Below are 16705 nucleotides of genomic sequence, written 5' to 3'. Positions count from 1 at the left end.
GTGGGCTGAGACGCTGAGTCTGAGCCTGAGTCGCTAAGTTTGACCCGCACGATAAAAAGCCCCGCTGGCGCAAACCAGCGGGGCTTTTTCGTATCGGAAGTGCGTGAGGAAGACTCGCCCGATAAAGTCGTTACAGGACCTTCACGAAGGTCAGAGGCATGCCTGGATGTCGCCGGTGGCATCGCTGCCGGCCGAGCCCGCAGCGCGGAAACCGACCCATGTGCCCGGACCCGAATAGTTGGGACGTACGATCGCCTTGGCGCCATCGGGCGGTTGCTGACCCGGAACGTAGACATCGGCAGCCATGTCGTTCGCGAGCGTGTCTTGCGACACTACTTGCTGCTGTGATTTATCGGCCCATTTCTGCGCGATACATTGTGCGACGGCCTTCGGCGGTTGCTGACTCGTTCCAACCTGGCTGACGCCAGGTGACATAGGAGCGGCGCAAGCCGAGATCGCGACGGTCAAAGCGAGAATTGGTAAATATTTCACGTTACCTCCTTTCAATGCGCTCACAAACGGAGCCGGGGTTTTTCAGGGTTACGCGAAAATCTTGAGTACTGAATCGTGGCCGTATTCCGCGCATGGCTAAAAGCCAACCAGGCGACGCGCTGACAGGGTGCAAGCGGGGATGTGGAGATGAATCGCCTCAATCATCAATTATCTCCCCCAGTCATTTCGATGGCGCGCCCAGCAAAGGTCTTAAAACTGGCCAGACGTTGTTCAATAGCAAAGGCTGGGCCTGAGGGGTCGGATGAATCTGGTCCGCCTGAAACATCTCGGGCTTGTTTTCAATACCAGCCAGCAAGAACGGGACTAGCGGCACGCGTTTTTCTTTCGATAATTGTTCATACACGCCGTGAAACTTTTGCGAATAGTCGGGGCCATAGTTAGGCGGAACATACATCCCGACGAGTAAAACTTTCGCATTGGCGGCCTGCGATTTCTCGATGATGCTCCTCAGGTTCGCCTCGGTCGTCGCAAGCGGGACGCCGCGCAGCGCGTCATTGGCGCCGAGTTCCACTATCACAATGCTCGGCCTGATGCGGTTGAGCGCGGCGGGCAGGCGGGCGAGGCCGCCGCTGGTGGTGTCGCCGCTGATGCTTGAATTGGCGACGCTATAATCGAAGTGCTCCTGGGGAAGCTTAGAGCGCAGCAACGCGACCCAGCCTGTATCGCGCGGCAGGCCATATTCTGCGGAGATGCTGTCGCCGAGTACCACGATTGCCGGTTTGCCTTCCCTCGGCGTCGGGCTCGTTGTAACCGTGGTTCCAACCGTAGCTGCAGCCTTAACCGCAGTCGCGTCTTGCGCCGCATAAGCGGGCGTCCCGCTCATGCATGCGATCACTGCAACCCATGCCAGCGTGGCGCGCGTTGTCCAGTTCACCTTAAGTCTCTCCATGCAAAACAATATCGAACCGGTCATAGAAGTACGGGGTTTAAGCAAGCGGGTGAAGGACGCGACGGGCGAATTGATCATCCTCGATCAGATCGACCTGTCGATCGAAAAGGGCAGCAGTGTCGCCATTGTCGGTGCATCGGGGTCGGGCAAGTCCACGTTGCTTGGTCTGCTTGCGGGATTGGACAGCGCGACGGCAGGCTCGGTTCGCTTGCTCGGGCGCGACCTGGGCACGCTTTCCGAAGACGAACGCGCGGCATTGCGCAGCGGCTCGGTGGGATTCGTCTTCCAGTCGTTCCAGTTGATGCCGCACCTGACCGCTCTCGAGAACGTGATGTTGCCTCTGGAATTGCGCGGCGATGTGCCGCACAAAGAGATCGCGACGCGTGCGCGGGACCTGCTCGAACAGGTTGGCCTCGGTCAGCGGACCGCACATTATCCCAAGCTGTTATCCGGTGGCGAGCAGCAACGCGTGGCGCTTGCGCGCGCGTTTGTCACGCATCCGGCCGTGCTGTTCGCCGATGAACCCACCGGCAGTCTTGATGCGGCAACGGGATACGCGATCATCGACTTGATGTTCGAGATGAACCGGCGTAACGGTGCAACGTTGATCCTCGTCACGCACGATGCCGAACTGGCCGAGCGATGCGACGCGACGGTGACCATAGAAGCGGGGCGGCTTGTGAATGGGCTGAGCGTGTAGCGGCCCGTCTCGCGGCTTCATGAATGGAAGACGCGAGACGGTGTTCAAACCAAAGCCTTTACAGTCCCTTCAACGCAGCCTGCGCACGCGCAATCAACGCCGATGTCGACGAATCGTGCTTCGCCGGATCGGCCTTGTCGCTGGTGATATCGGCTTCGACCACCTTGCCGAGGATCTTGCCCAGCTCGACGCCCCACTGATCGAACGAGTTGATGTCCCACACCGCGCCTTGCACCAGCACCTTGTGCTCGTACAACGCGATAACCGCGCCCAGGGTCTCAGGCGTGAGGGCATCGAGAATGATCGTGGTTGTCGGGCGATTTCCGGGGAAGCTGAGGTGAGTAGCCAGTTCTTCCTTACCGGGTCCCGCGACCTTCTTCGCTTCTTCCAGCGTGCGTCCGAGCATCAGCGCTTCGCTTTGCGCGAAGCAGTTCGCGAGCAACTTGGCGTGATGATCGACGAGCGGATGTTCCGGCGTCAGCACCGCGATGAAGTCGATCGGGATCAACGTCGGTCCCTGATGCAGCATCTGGTAGAACGCGTGCTGGCCGTTCGTGCCGGGCTCGCCCCAGATCACGGCGGCGGTAGGGTAATCGACCATCGTGCCGTCGAGCCTCGCCGACTTGCCGTTGCTTTCCATCTCGAGTTGCTGGAGATACGAAGACAAGTAGCGCATGGCTTGCGAGTACGGCGCGACCATCACGCTTTGCGACTTGAAGAAGTCGCGGTACCAGATGCCGATCATGCCCATCAGCACGGGCAGGTTGCGATCGAACGGCGCGGTACGGAAATGCTCGTCCATGGCATGCGCGCCGGCGAGCAGCTTTTCGAAGTTCTCCGGTCCAACCGAGATCACGATCGACAAGCCGACAGCAGACCATAGGGAATAGCGGCCGCCGACCCAGTCCCACATTTCGAAGACGTTTTCCTTCGCAATGCCGAACTTGACCACTTCCTCAGGATTCGCCGATACCCCCACGAAGTGCTTCGACAGCGCCTCTTCCGGGCAACCGCTCTTGATAAACCAGTCGCGCATGGACCGCGCATTGGTCATGGTCTCGAGCGTGGTGAACGTCTTCGATACAACAATCGCCAGCGTCTCTTCAGCGTCGATGCCCTTGAGCACGTTGTAGATATCGGCGCCATCGACGTTCGAGACGAAATGCGTATCCAGGCCCGGCTGCGCCAGATGTTGCAACGCGTGCACCACCATCTTCGGCCCGAGATCCGAGCCGCCAATGCCGATGTTCACCACATGGCGAATCCGCTTGCCGGTATAGCCGGTCCACGAGCCGTCGCGAACCTTGTTCGCGAACGCGGCCATCTTGGCTTTTTCAGCGCGGATTTCCTTCTGGAACGGGGAGTTGTCGTCGGTGGAACGCAAGGCCGTATGCAGCACCGCGCGATGTTCGGTGACGTTGACAATATCGCCGGCAAACACGGCATCGCGCTTTTCCGCGACCTTCGCCTGCTGCGCAAGTTCGACCAGCAGCTTGAGCGTGGCTTCGGTGATGCGGTTCTTCGAGAAATCGACGGAGATGCCGCCGCCGTCAAAAGTCAGGCGCTCGGCGCGGGACGGCTTTGTATCGTTTTGCGGCGCGAACCAGTCGCGCAGGCGTTCGTCACGGATGGCATCGTAATGCGTCTGGAGCGCCGGCCAGGCAGGGAGCGAATTGAGCGTCATAACGGTCCGTTTATCAGAGGGTGACGGGAGGTACTGATCATCGCGCAGGTCGGATGATGGTCTATCTCGATCCGCCTACGCGCGAGTCAACAAGTATAGCCACGATGGATGAATGATTGCTTGCATGAACGGTCGTCGTATAGACCGACGCTGCGTGTTTCGTTCGTCGAGGATAAACGCGACTTGGCGGAGGGCTTTATTCCGAGGCGGATGTCCGCCCAGAAGTCAAGCCGGGTAAAAAAGCCGGTTGAGCAGACTTCGCACCTTTGGCGCCAGTTCGCCCGCGGTCAGTCCTGCGGGACCTTCGCCTTCAGCGGTCAGCGCTTCGGCCGCCATGCCGTGCAGATACACACCTGCGAGCGCGGCCTCATACGCCGGCAACCGCTGCGCGAGAAATGCGCCGATCAGCCCGCCCAGCACGTCGCCCGTACCGCCCGTAGCAAGCGCCGCATTGCCGGTGGGATTCACCGACACGCGACCATCCGGCGACGCGACGATCGTGCCCGTGCCCTTCAACACGATCACCCCAGCAAAGCGCGCAGCCAGTTGCCGGGCGGCAGCAAGCCGGTCAGCTTGCACCTTTTTCACATCCGATCCGAGTAAGCGCGCGGCTTCGAGCGGATGCGGCGTCAACACGCACGGATCGCCTTGAGCGCCTCGCTCGGCGACCCTGGCTGCTAATTTCTCATCCGACGAAATCAGGTTGAGCGCGTCGGCATCGAAGAGCTTGGGGACATCGAGCGCGAGGACGTCGACGAGCACTTTCTTCGCGCGCTCGCTCTGGCCCATGCCGCAGCCAACCGCGAGCGCATTCATTTTAGCGAGGGAGATCTGGTCGACGTGGTGCAGCATCAGTTCCGGATGCGGCGGGTCGTAAGGCGGCGAATCGGTGCCGATGAACGCCACGTTCACCTTGCCGGCGCCCCCGCATAGGGCCATGCGCGCGGCGAGGATGGGCGCGCCGCACATGCCGGTATCGCCGCCGAGCACGGCCAGCGTGCCGAACGTGCCTTTGTTGGTCGCGTTATCGCGCGGCGGAAAATGCGAGCCGAACAGCGACGGCGCGTTCAGCGTGATGGAGGGTTCAAGTGGCGGCTTGACCCCCAGGTCGGCGATATAAAGCTTGCCCGTCAGGTCGCGGCCATCGCCGGTGAAATGGCCCGGCTTCGCGCCAATGAACGTGACGGTGTGCGTGGCGCGCACGGCTTGCGCGCGGCCGTCGGCGCTGCGGCTGACCGGTTCGCCGGTGTCGCTCGACAGCCCGCTCGCGATATCCAGCGCAAGCACGCCGCCGCTCGCCCTTGAGCGCCGCGACAAGCGCGCGGCGAGATCCGCGAACACGCCTTCCAGCGGCCTTCCAAGGCCGATGCCGAACATGCCGTCGACGAGCCAGCCGAGGTTATCGAAGGAAGCAGGGGCTTCTGTCGTGATTTTGACGCCTGCTTGCCGGGCTTCGGCGAGTGCCCAGCGGGCGTCGTCGGGTTTGACTTCCACCGGCATGCAGACTTCGACGTCGATGCCGGCGTGCCGCAGGCGGGCGGCCATCACGAGCGCATCGCCGCCGTTGTTGCCCGGCCCGGCGACGATCCAGACCGGCAATGCAGCGAGATTTGGCGCATGCCGGTTCTGATCGATAAGAAATTGCGCCGCCGCGGCGCCGGCGCGAGCCATAAGCGTATTCGCGGGCAGGGACGCCGCTGCGCGGCTTTCAAGTGTGCGGAGTTCGCCCAGTGTCAGGAGCGCCAGCGCATGATCGCGTGGCTCGACGTAGGGCGAATTAGTGGTGTTTGAAAGGGAGGAGTCGGTCATGGCGCCAGCGTGAGAGGAATGCGTGAACTCATCGCAATTATTGCGCCCAATTGTCGCAAACGCAGGCCGGGAATTCGTATCCGAGTGAAAGGTGTTCGCGGCTGCGTTTCGTATGTCACCAGTCCGCATTCCAACGCGCGGCCATGAGGCCGATAACGGCCCAAACTCCCCTAAAACCGGTCCATCCGCAGCGCGCTTAGTGTTTCAGCCGGTACATCAGGCGTGATTCCGGAAACCATCGCCGCCACCACTTTTGCCGCTCCGCAAGCGATACCCCAGCCCGCCGGCCCGTGCGCCGCATTGATGAACAAACGCGCGTGCGCGGTTGGGCTCACGATGGGCAAACCATCGGGCGAAACCAGCCGGATGCCATCCCAAGCCCGCGCCGCCGATACCTTCGCCGCGCCCGGAATCCAGTCGTGCGTCGCCTGACCGAGCAACGCGAGGGCGCGCCGTGTCATGCCTTCGTTCATCGGCTTATGCGCTTTGGCCACGCTCTGCAGCACCGCGCCGCCCGTCACGCGCATCCGCTGGTTGATCCGCGTCATCGTGATGCGTTTCACGGAATCGACCACCGTAATGTGCGGCGCGCGCTCCTCGTAAGCGATCGGCGCAGTCAGCGTGTGCAGGCGCAGCGGATGCAGCGGCAAGCTGATTCCCAGCGTAGCCAGCAATGCAGACGTACCCGTCCCGGCCGCGACCACGATGGCGTCGGCGCCGATCAATTCAACGTCGCGTGACTTGCGGCCTTTACCGTCGACTTCGCCGGCGCGCGGACCGAGTTCCACGGCCGCACTTTGGCTGTCGGCGCGAATGGCCGTGACCTCGCGGCCAAGCTGGAATTGCACGCCGCCGTCTTCCAGCATTTGCTTGAGCAGCTTGGTGAACAACGGGCAATTCGCGGTGCGGGCGTCGCCGAGTAACACGCCGCCGGCAAACGGCGGATCGTCGGGAATCGACGGCTCAGCCGCCACGCATTCCTCTGGCGTCAATACGCGATGCGGCGTCTCGAAGCGCTGCAGCAGGGCGATCGCGGACTGCGCCAGCTCGAGATCGCGTTCATGGCGGAATATGTGCAGCACGCCGGTGCGCTGTTCGTAATCGAGTGCATGCCGGGAGTCGATATCGGCGATCACGTCGCGCGATATATCCACTAGCGGACGCAGGGCAGTGTATTGACTGGTGAACAGCTCCGGGTCCTGGAACCGCGCGAGTTGCTTCGCGAATTCGCGGGTGTCGGAATTGAAGCCGGGTTTAAACAAGATGCCGGTTTTGGCCGCGCGGCGTGTCTGCATGAACGTCGGTCCGAACCACACGTCGAGCGGCGAGGGCAGCACCGAGCCGCCGTGGCCGTAGGTTGCGCCTTGCGCAACGGTGGCATGTCGCTCGACCACGCAGACGCGGTGCCCGTTTGCACGCAATTGATACGCGGTGGCGATGCCGGCGATTCCGCCGCCGATGACGATGACATCCATGATTCGTTCTCGCCCGAAGGCGCAAGACCAGACTGGTTCACGAGCCGGCGCCCGATGTGTCAGGGCGCCCGGGATTCGCTGGGGTTCTCGTGAGAGAGGCGAACCGGCGTTCGTGCGACTTTTGTGCGCCCCAACGCCGGTCAGGGAAAGCGCGCAATGATAGCGCCAAACGCGCGCCGCCGGGACGCCGGGACGCATGGTACAGCGGCGCGATTGACCGGGTCGGTGCCTGAAAAACCAGGTGTGCCAAGCCTTTTGAAGGTCGTCACCGGACCGATGGCGAGACATTCCGGAATATTTCAGAGATTGGCGCCTCGCCGGCAGGCTGTTTCGTGGCTTGGCCCCGGGTCCGTTTTCGAGACACTTCCGGGTTATAATCCGATTCTTCCCACCGCCAATTGCGGCACTGCCGCAAACGGCTCCGACGTCTTTCGTCCTGACGTCTGCCTTGACGAATTCGACGTCCCGACGTCCTCTAAGCACCGTGACAATGGCCCACTTCTCGTGTTTCCCCGGCGCTTCGGCCCTCTCCGATTTCCGTCAAACCCGCCTGCTCGAAACATTGACGCGCATCGACCCGGCAATTGTCGGCGTGCGAGGTCAGTACCTGCATTTCGTGAACTCGGCCGATCCGCTCTCCGATGAAGACAGCAACCGCATCCACGCGCTCATGCACTACGGAACGCCGTTCGAGGCGAGCACCGAGCGCGGGGCGCACGAGACCTTCATGGTCGTGCCGCGCTTCGGTACCGTTTCGCCATGGGCGAGCAAGGCGACAGACATCGCCCATCACTGCGGCCTGACGCAGGTTCGCCGGATCGAACGGGGTGTGGAATATACGGTGATCCTGAAAAGCGGCTTGCTCGGCAGCGGCATCGGCGGCAAGAAGGCGTTGGGCGAGCAGGAACGCGCGGCAGTCGCCGCAGCGCTGCATGACCGGATGACCGAAAGCGTGGCGCCGTCGCGGGATCACGCATTGCATCTCTTCGACGAACTGCCGGCGCAGCCGCTGCAAGCCGTCGATATCCTCGGCCACGGCCGCGGCGCGCTGGAAACGGCGAATGCGGAACTCGGCCTCGCTTTGGCCGACGATGAAATCGACTATCTCGTCGATTCGTTCAAGCAGCTGGAGCGCAATCCGACCGACGTCGAACTGATGATGTTCGCGCAGGCCAACAGCGAACATTGCCGTCACAAGATTTTCAACGGGCAGTGGACCATCGACGGCGAGCCGCAGGACATTTCGCTCTTCAACATGATCCGCAACACCGAGAAGCTGAATCACGCGGGCACCATCGTTGCGTATTCGGACAACTCCGCGATCATGGAAGGCGGCACGGCCGAGCGCTGGTTCCCGCGTGGTGCGAACGAACATTACGGCCGTCACACCGAATTGACCCACACGTTGATGAAGGTCGAGACGCATAACCATCCGACCGCCATTTCGCCGTTCGCCGGCGCGGCAACAGGCTCGGGCGGCGAGATCCGCGACGAAGGCGCGACCGGCCGCGGCGCGCGTCCGAAAGCGGGCCTGGCGGGTTTCTCGGTATCGAACCTGGACTTGCCCGATGCGCGCCAACCGTGGGAAAACGCCCGCGACAGCGCCGTGCCGGTGCCGCAGCGCAATCCTTCGGATGAGCACGCGCCATATGGCAAGCCGGAGCGCATTGCATCGCCGTTGCAGATCATGATCGATGGTCCCATTGGCGCGGCTGCGTTCAACAACGAATTCGGCCGGCCCAATCTGGGCGGCTATTTCCGCGCGTATGAGCAGAACGCCGCGGGGCGCGTGCGGGGTTATCACAAGCCGATCATGATCGCGGGCGGGATCGGCAATATCTCGGACCAGCACACGCACAAGATGGATTTGCCGCCGGGATCGCTGCTGATTCAGATCGGCGGTCCGGGAATGCGGATCGGCATGGGCGGCGGCGCGGCGAGTTCGATGGCCACCGGCGCGAACACCGCGCAACTCGACTTCGATTCCGTGCAGCGCGGCAACCCGGAAATCCAGCGGCGCGCGCAAGAAGTCATTAATGCGTGCTGGCAGTTGGGCGCTGAGAACCCGATCCTGAGCATCCACGATGTGGGTGCGGGCGGGTTATCGAATGCGTTTCCTGAACTGGTCGATGGCGCCGACAAAGGCGCGCGTTTCGAATTGCGTCGCGTCCAGCTTGAAGAATCGGGGTTGTCGCCGCGAGAAATCTGGTCGAACGAAGCGCAGGAGCGTTACGTTTTGGCGATTGCGCCGGAAAGCTTGCCTTCGTTCGAAGCCATCTGCACGCGCGAACGCTGCCCGGTAGCGGTGGTGGGTGTCGCGACGGAAGAACGCCAGTTGCAGTTGATCGATGACTTGAAGAGCGCCGATCAAGCGCTCGAACCCGTCGATATGCCCATGGAAGTCCTGCTCGGCAAGACGCCCAAGATGCATCGCGACGTGCAGCGCGAAGTGTTGAAGTTTGAACCTGTCGATGTCACCGGAATGGTGCTGTCGGAGATTGCGGTGAGCGTGCTCAAGCACCCGACAGTCGCGAGCAAATCGTTCCTCATCACCATCGGCGACCGCTCGGTGGGCGGCACGACCGCGCGCGACCAGATGGTCGGCCCGTGGCAAGTGCCGGTCGCCGATTGCGCGATCACCACCATGGACTACGCCGGTTTCCGTGGCGAAGCAATGACCATTGCTGAGCGCACGCCGTTGGCTGTGATCAACGCGCCAGCATCCGGCCGCATGGCCGTTGGCGAGGCGGTGACGAACATTGCGTCGGCGCCTATCGAATCGTTGAACAAGCTGAAGCTGTCCGCTAACTGGATGGCCGCGTGCGGCAGTCCCGGCGAAGACGCGGCGCTGTTCGATACCGTGAAGGCGATCGGCATGGAATTGTGCCCGGCGCTGGGCATCAGCATTCCCGTGGGCAAGGATTCGCTGTCGATGCGCACCAAGTGGCAGGACGAGGCGGGTGTCGCGAAGGAAGTCGTGTCGCCGGTGTCGCTGATCATTTCGGCGTTTGCGCCGGTTGAAGATGTGCGCCGCCAACTCACGCCGCAGTTGCAGCGTGGCACGGACACGGTGCTGATCTCGATCGACCTGGGCCGCGGCAAGAATCGTCTCGGCGGCAGCATCCTGGCGCAAGTGACGCAGCAGATTGGCGACACCGTTCCCGACGTCGACGACGCCGAGGACCTCAAGCGGTTCTTCAACGCGATCCAGTCGCTCAATGCGGCAGGCAAGCTGCTCGCGTACCACGATCGTTCCGATGGCGGCCTCTGGGCGACTGTCTGCGAAATGGCGTTTGCGGGGCGCGTGGGCGTGTCGCTGAACGTCGACATGCTGATACTCGATCCGAACCACGAATCCGATTACGGCGATGCCAAGGACTGGGCGAAGCAGACCAGCGGCCGTCGTGAAGACCGGACCATTCGTGCGTTGTTTTCGGAAGAGTTGGGCGGCGTGATCCAGGTGCCTTTGGCGGAACGCGATGCCGTGATGGCTGTGTTGCGCGAACACGGGTTGTCGGCGTGTAGCGAAGTGATCGGCAAGCCGAACGAGCGTGACGCCATCGAGATTTATCGCGATGCGAAGAAGGTCTATGAAGCGCCGCGTCATGAATTGCAGCGTGCTTGGAGCGAAGTGAGCTGGCGCGTCGCGCGGTTACGCGATAACCCCGCCTGTGCCGATGCCGAATATGACGCGTTGCTCGATCCGGCTGATCCTGGCATTTCGCCGGTACTGACTTTTGATCCGACGCAGGATGTATCGGCTCCGTTCATTGGCAAGGGCGCGCGTCCGCGAGTGGCTATCTTGCGTGAGCAGGGCGTCAATTCGCATCTGGAAACGGCTTACGCGTTCGACCGTTCGGGCTTCGACACCCACGACGTCCACATGAGCGATTTGCTGGAAGGCCGCGTTACGTTGGCGGACTTTGCGGGTGCGGTTGCTTGCGGCGGTTTCTCTTACGGCGACGTGCTCGGCGCGGGCGAGGGCTGGGCGAAGACGATTCGTTTCAATCCCCGTCTGGCTGACATGTTCGAGGCGTTTTTCGGTCGCACGGACACCTTTGCGCTAGGCATTTGCAATGGTTGCCAGATGATGAGCAGCCTCGCTTCGATGATCCCGGGCGCCGATGCGTGGCCGAAGTTCACGCGGAATAAGTCGGAGCAATTCGAGGCGCGGTTTGCATCGGTTGAAATTCAAAGCTCTCCGTCGATATTCTTCGCCGGCATGGAAGATTCGCGGATTCCGGTAGCCGTTGCCCATGGCGAAGGCTTTGCGGATTTCTCGCAGCAAGGTGATTCTGCGAATGCTTTGGTAGCGATGCGTTTTGTTGATAACAAGGGCGCTGCGACTGAGCAATATCCGTTGAATCCGAACGGCTCGCCGGAGGGGATTACGTCGGTGACGACGCCGGATGGACGCTTTACGGTTCTCATGCCGCACATGGAGCGGGTGCACAGGAATGTGCAAATGAGCTGGACGCCGGAGGGGTGGACTGGGGACGCGAGTCCGTGGTTGCGAGTGTTTCAGAATGCGCGGCGCTGGGTGGGGTAGGGTAGGAAGGTTCTCTCGCGCCGGTGGACCGGGAGGTTTGCTGGCGCTAGGGTCTGGATTTGTGGGTCTGGGTCAATGCCGGGTTGCTGCTTTCCAGGTCTTCGCGCATTTAGTATTAGCTGTTTTCTTTATCACTATTAGCCACTGCGCGTGGCGGCGCGTCATTTCTTTGTCCAAAGCGACAAAGAAACGAAGCAAAGAAAACGCTTTCACCGCTCTACCCTAAGTGTCCACAGCGTGCAGTTTTCATTCATGGGTGCCCCAAAAGCACGGTGCTCGCAAGAGCTTAGGATGTTTGAACCCCTCTTTCTCGCGAATCCTGACAGTAAAACGCTGCGCCCCGTACGCTCTCGGGCAAGCACCCTCGCCATAGAAACCCGCACCGCCCCACTCGTATTTGCCGCTGTGGGGCTTCGCGGGTTAGCTATCAGTTTGCATTGTTATTTTCCGGGTTAGGTCTTATGCATTCTGCAGATCCATTTCTCGGTGGTTTAAAAGATGGTTCGGCATGCATACAAATTTGGAGGTTGGTTTTCCGCGGATAGCGCGGGGCGTTCCTTGGGCAGGTTCAGTCGCTAGAGCTAGCCCGAGAGCGTACGGGGCGAAGCGTTTTACTGTCAGGATTCGCGAGAAGGAGGGTTTCAAACATCCGTAGCTCTTGCGAGCACCGTGCTTTTGGGGCACCCATGAAATGGAACTGCACGCTGTGGACACTTAGGGTAGAGAGGTGAAAGCGTTTTCTTTGCTTCGTTTCTTTGTCGCTTTGGACAAAGAAATGACGCGCCGCCACGCGCAGTGGCTAATAGTGATAAAGAAAACAGCCAACATAAAACGCGCAAAAACCTAAAAAGCAGCAACCCGGCATTGACCCAGACCCACAAATCCAGACCCCTCGCGCCAGCAAACCCCTTTGTCCACCGGCGCGAGCGAACCTTACTGAGCGAACCTTACTTAATCACAGCCTTCTTCTGCAAACCTTCTTCAAAAGCCTGCAGCTTTTCCTGCTGAATTTGCTTGGCAATCTGATCCTTCACTTGCTCGAGCGGCGGCGGGGCAACATCGCGGATATCGTCCAACCGGATAATGTGCCAGCCGAATTGCGTTTTCACCGGCGTGTCCGTCATCTCACCCTTCTTCAACTTCTCAGCCGCCGCGCCGAACTCCGGCACGTACGCCTGCGGGCTTGACCAGTCCAGATCGCCGCCATTCTTGCCCGATCCCGGATCCTTCGAGAACTGCTTCGCCAAATCTTCAAAACTTGCGCCAGCCTTGATCTTCGCGATCAAGTCCTTAGCCTGAGCTTCGTTGTCGACAAGAATATGGTGCAGGTGATATTCCTTGCCGCCGCCAACCTGCTTCACCATGTCGTCGTAACGCGCCTTGATCTCAGCATCGGTCGGCGCATTGTTCTTCACGAAATCTTCAATCAACGCACGCAACACCACGGTCTGCTGGGCAACGGCAATTTGCGCCTTCACGTCGGGACGCGTGGCAATCCCGCGCCGCATGGCTTCCTGCATCAGGATCTCGCGATTCACCAACTCTTGACGCACGGCCGCCTGCAATTGCGGCGTGTCCTGCTGACCCTGCTGGACGAGTTGCGCGACCAGCGCATCGACACGAGACTTCGGAATCGGCGTGCCGTTCACCACGGCAATGTTCTGCGCAAACGCGGGCGCCGCCGCGAACGCGGCCAGCAACACCCAAATACGGGGATTTTTTAAAATCATCAATAGTTCCTGATCAGAACGGGGCTGGAGATGTTGCTGAAATCGGTTAGCTGAAAGCAACTGGACTGAAGAACAGTGAAGTTACCAAGCGTCGTTATTAAGCGTGCTCATTAAGCGTAATTAAGCGCGATTACTAAGGGTCACTCGAACTGGTCTGCAAACTCTTCGGGTGTAAACGCCTTGATTGCAAGCGCATGAATACCCTGCCGCAGCTCGTCGGCCAGCGCATCATACACCAGCCGATGCCGCGCCACGCGTGGCTTCCCGGCGAATCGGGCGGCTACGATAGTCACCGTATAGTGACTTCCCGCCGACGCTCCCGCATGACCCGCGTGCGCGGCGCTGTCGTCATCGATGTGCACCTGCGACGCATCCAGCTCCGCATTAAGCCGCGCCTCTAGATAAGCAATCTTGCCTTCAGCCGACGCGTTGACGAAGTTCTCGATAAACCCCGGATCGCTCATTTCCCTTCGTCCTCTTTCATATACTTCGCGAGCCACAAACTCTGCGCGACGATAAACACCAGCAAGCACCCGGTCGCGCCAAAAAGCTTGAAGTTGACCCATTGATCGGTGGTGTAGTTGAACGCCACGAACAGGTTGACCACGCCGAGGATCGCGAAAAACACGGCCCACGCAAGATTCAACTGGCCCCACACCCTGTGCGGCAACACGATCTGCTTGCCCATCATCGCTTCGATGAGGTTCTTGCCGAAACCAACCTGCGACACGATCAGCGCGCCGGCAAACAACCAGTAAAGCGCGGTAGGTTTCCACTTGATGAAGGTGTCGTTATGCAGCACGAGCGTTGCGCCGCCGAAGACGACCACCACGCCCAGGCTCACCCACAGCATGGGATCGACCTTGCGATGCCGGAACGCGACCCAGGCGATCTGCACAAGCGTAGCCACGATAGCCACGGCGGTCGCGGTGTAGATGCCCCAGATCTTGAATGCGACGAAGAAGAGGAGGATCGGAAATAGATCGAACAGAAATTTCATGTCGTAGGGACGAGGAGGGCATCAATAGGAAAGCGCGCAACGCGCCGCGTGTCGCCGGTTCCTACCGGCACAACACGACGCCTGGCGAGTGAATAGCCGCAGTCAGCCGTTTTCAAAGCATGTAAAAACGCGCGGCGAGGTCGCTCGCCGCGCCAACGTCGACTCTCACTGGCTCAATGGCCGGCAGCGCCCGACGCGCTTACTTGGGTTCGAATTGTAGCGCAGCCGAGTTGATGCAGTACCGCAGACCGGTCGGCGCGGGACCGTCCTCGAAAACGTGGCCCAGATGCGCGCCGCAGTTCTGGCACTGGACCTCGATGCGCAGCATGCCGTGCGCACGATCCGTCTTTTCCTTAATGACTTCGCCGTTGATCGGCTTGAAGTAGCTTGGCCAGCCGCAACCGGCGTCAAATTTCGTATCCGACTCGAACAGCGGCGTGCCGCAGCACACGCAGTCATATATGCCGCGCTCCTTGTGATCCCAGTATTCGCCGGTGAACGGCCGTTCGGTGGCGGCGCGGCGCGTCACCTGGTACTGGATATCGGTCAATTCCTTTCGATACTCGGCATCGTCCTTCTGCAGCGGAGCAACGGGGTCTTTCGTCAGATCGTCTCGGTTCATGGTTCTCTATCTCCAGATCTTTAGCGGAGCTGATCAGGTCCAAAAGCGAGGAACCCGAAGCAGGCTCATGTATTTGGGGGCTATTTCAGGAAGAGCAACTGACTTCCAGGTCGCTCGCCCAGTCGGGCGGCAGGCCGGCATATGCTTCAAATTCAGGTTGCTCATGGAAGGGATGGCGCAGCACCTGTGCCAGCCGTTCAACTTCGGAAAAATCCTTCTCTTTTGCAAGGCGGATGGCGTTTTCGGCCAGATGATTACGTAAGACATATTTTGGGTTCACGGCGTTCATCGCGCTTGCCCGCGCTTCATCGCTTTGTGTTTCCTCCGACAAGCGCAGCCGATAGTCGTTCGCCCAGACATCGAAAGCGGCGCGATCCAGGAACAGATCACACGCCGGCGCGTCGCCGGAAGCGTCAGCCTTGCGCATTTTGGCGAGATTTCGGAACGTCAGCGTGAAGTCAGCCCGGTTCGCGTTCATTACTTCGAACAAGCGGTTCGCGAGTTTGTCGTCACCGTCGCGAATCTCCTCCAGCCCGAGCTTGGCGCGCATGCGGCGCTCGAGCGCGGGCGCAAAACGGTCCTTGAATCCTTCCAGGACCCGCTGCGCGTCTTCAATCACCTTTTCGTTGCGCGTCTCGGCGTCGTATTGCGGACCGAACAGCGGCACCAGCGCCTGCGCAAGGCAAAACAGATTCCAGTAGCCAATCTGCGGCTGCATTTTGTAAGCGTACCGGCCCTGCGAATCCGAGTGATTACAGATGTGATTCGCGTTGAATCCATCGATAAACCCAAACGGCCCGTAATCGATCGTCAGCCCGAGAATCGACATGTTGTCCGTGTTCATCACGCCATGGCAAAACCCGACGGCTTGCCAGTCCGCCATTAAGTCGGCCGTGCGATTCAGGACTTCCTGCAAGAGCGCCAACGCGGGATCGTCGGCTTCGCGGCACTGCGGATAGAACCGGTCGATCACGTGATCGGTGAGCTTCTTCAATTCATCGAGCCGATCGTTCGTGTAGAAGTGCTCGAAGTGGCCAAAGCGAACGAAACTTGGCGCGACCCGTGTCACAACGGCCGCCGTTTCCGTCGTTTCGCGGCGCACGGGCTGATCTGATCCAATCACGCACAACGCGCGCGTCGTCGGAATGCCGAGATGGTGCATGGCTTCGGAGCACAAATACTCGCGTATCGATGACCGCAGCACAGCCCGCCCGTCGCCCATACGCGAATACGGCGTGCGTCCCGCGCCTTTTAGCTGAAGCTCGAGCCGCTTGCCGTCATGCTCGATCTCGCCCAGGCCGATCGCGCGGCCATCGCCGAGCTGGCCGGCCCACACGCCGAACTGATGCCCCGAATACACCGACGCATACGGCAATTTCTCCGCCGGCCATTCCCGCGTGGGATTGCCCGCAAAAAGCTGGGCGAACGGCTCGGCGAACGCGGGATCTTGTGCGTCCAAAGCGTCAAAACCCAGTTGCGCGGCGGTATCGGCGGAAATGCCGACCAGATAAGGCTCCGGCAACGGTGCGGCGGGCAGGCGGGTGAGAAAGGCGGAGCCGAGTGAAACGAACGCATCGGGCCTGTCGGTTTTTATCGATGCGAGCAGTGCATCCACGGGGGCAGCCACGGGCGCAAGGCTTGCTGGTTCGGCTTGCGCGGCGGTGCTGCTTGGGGAAAACGACATATTGAGCACCTCATGATTAACCGATATTGTAAATCCGCCCCCGCGCCGCT

Annotated in this window: 12 protein-coding genes; 2 read left to right on the top strand and 10 right to left on the bottom strand. The window is 60.7% G+C overall.

From position 1 onward, the window contains the following. Positions 1-150: 150 nt before the first annotated feature. Entirely contained in the window at positions 151-492 is a 342-nt protein-coding gene (locus tag ACSQ83_RS19425) for a hypothetical protein (RefSeq protein ID WP_414948656.1), read from the bottom strand. Positions 493-673: 181 nt separating this feature from the next. Beyond that, complete coding sequence (locus tag ACSQ83_RS19420; RefSeq protein ID WP_436229299.1) at positions 674-1336, bottom strand: arylesterase; 663 nt, start codon at positions 1334-1336, stop codon at positions 674-676. Between the two features lie 64 nt (positions 1337-1400). Between ACSQ83_RS19420 and ACSQ83_RS19415 the strand changes: the two genes are divergently transcribed. Continuing rightward, positions 1401-2102, top strand: a complete 702-nt coding sequence (locus tag ACSQ83_RS19415) for an ABC transporter ATP-binding protein (protein WP_436229257.1) — start codon at positions 1401-1403, stop codon at positions 2100-2102. 58 nt (positions 2103-2160) lie between these two features. Here the strand turns inward: ACSQ83_RS19415 and pgi are convergent, their stop codons facing one another. The 3 genes from pgi to ACSQ83_RS19400 all read right to left on the bottom strand — a co-directional run bounded on the left by pgi (position 2161) and on the right by ACSQ83_RS19400 (position 7070). Then, positions 2161-3786 (bottom strand): glucose-6-phosphate isomerase, encoded by a 1626-nt coding sequence (pgi, locus tag ACSQ83_RS19410; protein WP_414968917.1) that lies wholly within the window; start codon positions 3784-3786, stop codon positions 2161-2163. 225 nt (positions 3787-4011) lie between these two features. Then, the gene (locus tag ACSQ83_RS19405; protein WP_436229256.1) at positions 4012-5595 is read right to left on the bottom strand and encodes an NAD(P)H-hydrate dehydratase; all 1584 of its coding nucleotides are present in this window, start codon (positions 5593-5595) and stop codon (positions 4012-4014) included. Between the two features lie 170 nt (positions 5596-5765). Next, positions 5766-7070, bottom strand: a complete 1305-nt coding sequence (locus ACSQ83_RS19400; RefSeq protein ID WP_436229255.1) for an FAD-dependent oxidoreductase — start codon at positions 7068-7070, stop codon at positions 5766-5768. 490 nt (positions 7071-7560) lie between these two features. Between ACSQ83_RS19400 and purL the strand changes: the two genes are divergently transcribed. Then, complete coding sequence (purL, locus tag ACSQ83_RS19395; RefSeq protein ID WP_436229254.1) at positions 7561-11619, top strand: phosphoribosylformylglycinamidine synthase; 4059 nt, start codon at positions 7561-7563, stop codon at positions 11617-11619. Positions 11620-12566: 947 nt separating this feature from the next. Here purL and ACSQ83_RS19390 read toward each other — a convergent pair. The 5 genes from ACSQ83_RS19390 to ACSQ83_RS19370 all read right to left on the bottom strand — a co-directional run bounded on the left by ACSQ83_RS19390 (position 12567) and on the right by ACSQ83_RS19370 (position 16655). Beyond that, positions 12567-13349 (bottom strand): peptidylprolyl isomerase, encoded by a 783-nt coding sequence (locus ACSQ83_RS19390; protein ID WP_436229253.1) that lies wholly within the window; start codon positions 13347-13349, stop codon positions 12567-12569. 140 nt (positions 13350-13489) lie between these two features. Then, positions 13490-13813, bottom strand: coding sequence for a BolA family protein (locus tag ACSQ83_RS19385; RefSeq protein WP_436229252.1), 324 nt, complete (start codon positions 13811-13813; stop codon positions 13490-13492). Next, a complete protein-coding gene (locus ACSQ83_RS19380; protein WP_062091754.1) occupies positions 13810-14349 on the bottom strand; it encodes a septation protein A in 540 nt (179 codons plus the stop codon). Before ACSQ83_RS19380 ends, ACSQ83_RS19385 begins: the two co-directional genes overlap by 4 nt. Before the next feature lie 199 nt (positions 14350-14548). Beyond that, a complete protein-coding gene (msrB, locus tag ACSQ83_RS19375) occupies positions 14549-14971 on the bottom strand; it encodes a peptide-methionine (R)-S-oxide reductase MsrB (RefSeq protein WP_414948665.1) in 423 nt (140 codons plus the stop codon). A gap of 85 nt (positions 14972-15056) precedes the next feature. Beyond that, positions 15057-16655: a protein adenylyltransferase SelO gene (locus tag ACSQ83_RS19370; RefSeq protein ID WP_436229251.1), complete on the bottom strand. Its 1599-nt coding sequence runs from the start codon at positions 16653-16655 to the stop codon at positions 15057-15059. Between the last annotated feature and the right edge of the window lie 50 nt (positions 16656-16705).

Origin of the sequence: Caballeronia sp. LjRoot29 (assembly GCF_964252755.1) — a bacterium.
GTDB lineage: Bacteria > Pseudomonadota > Gammaproteobacteria > Burkholderiales > Burkholderiaceae > Caballeronia.
The sequence above is the reverse complement of the archived record's forward strand: the minus strand, read 5'-3'. Positions and strand labels throughout refer to the sequence as shown.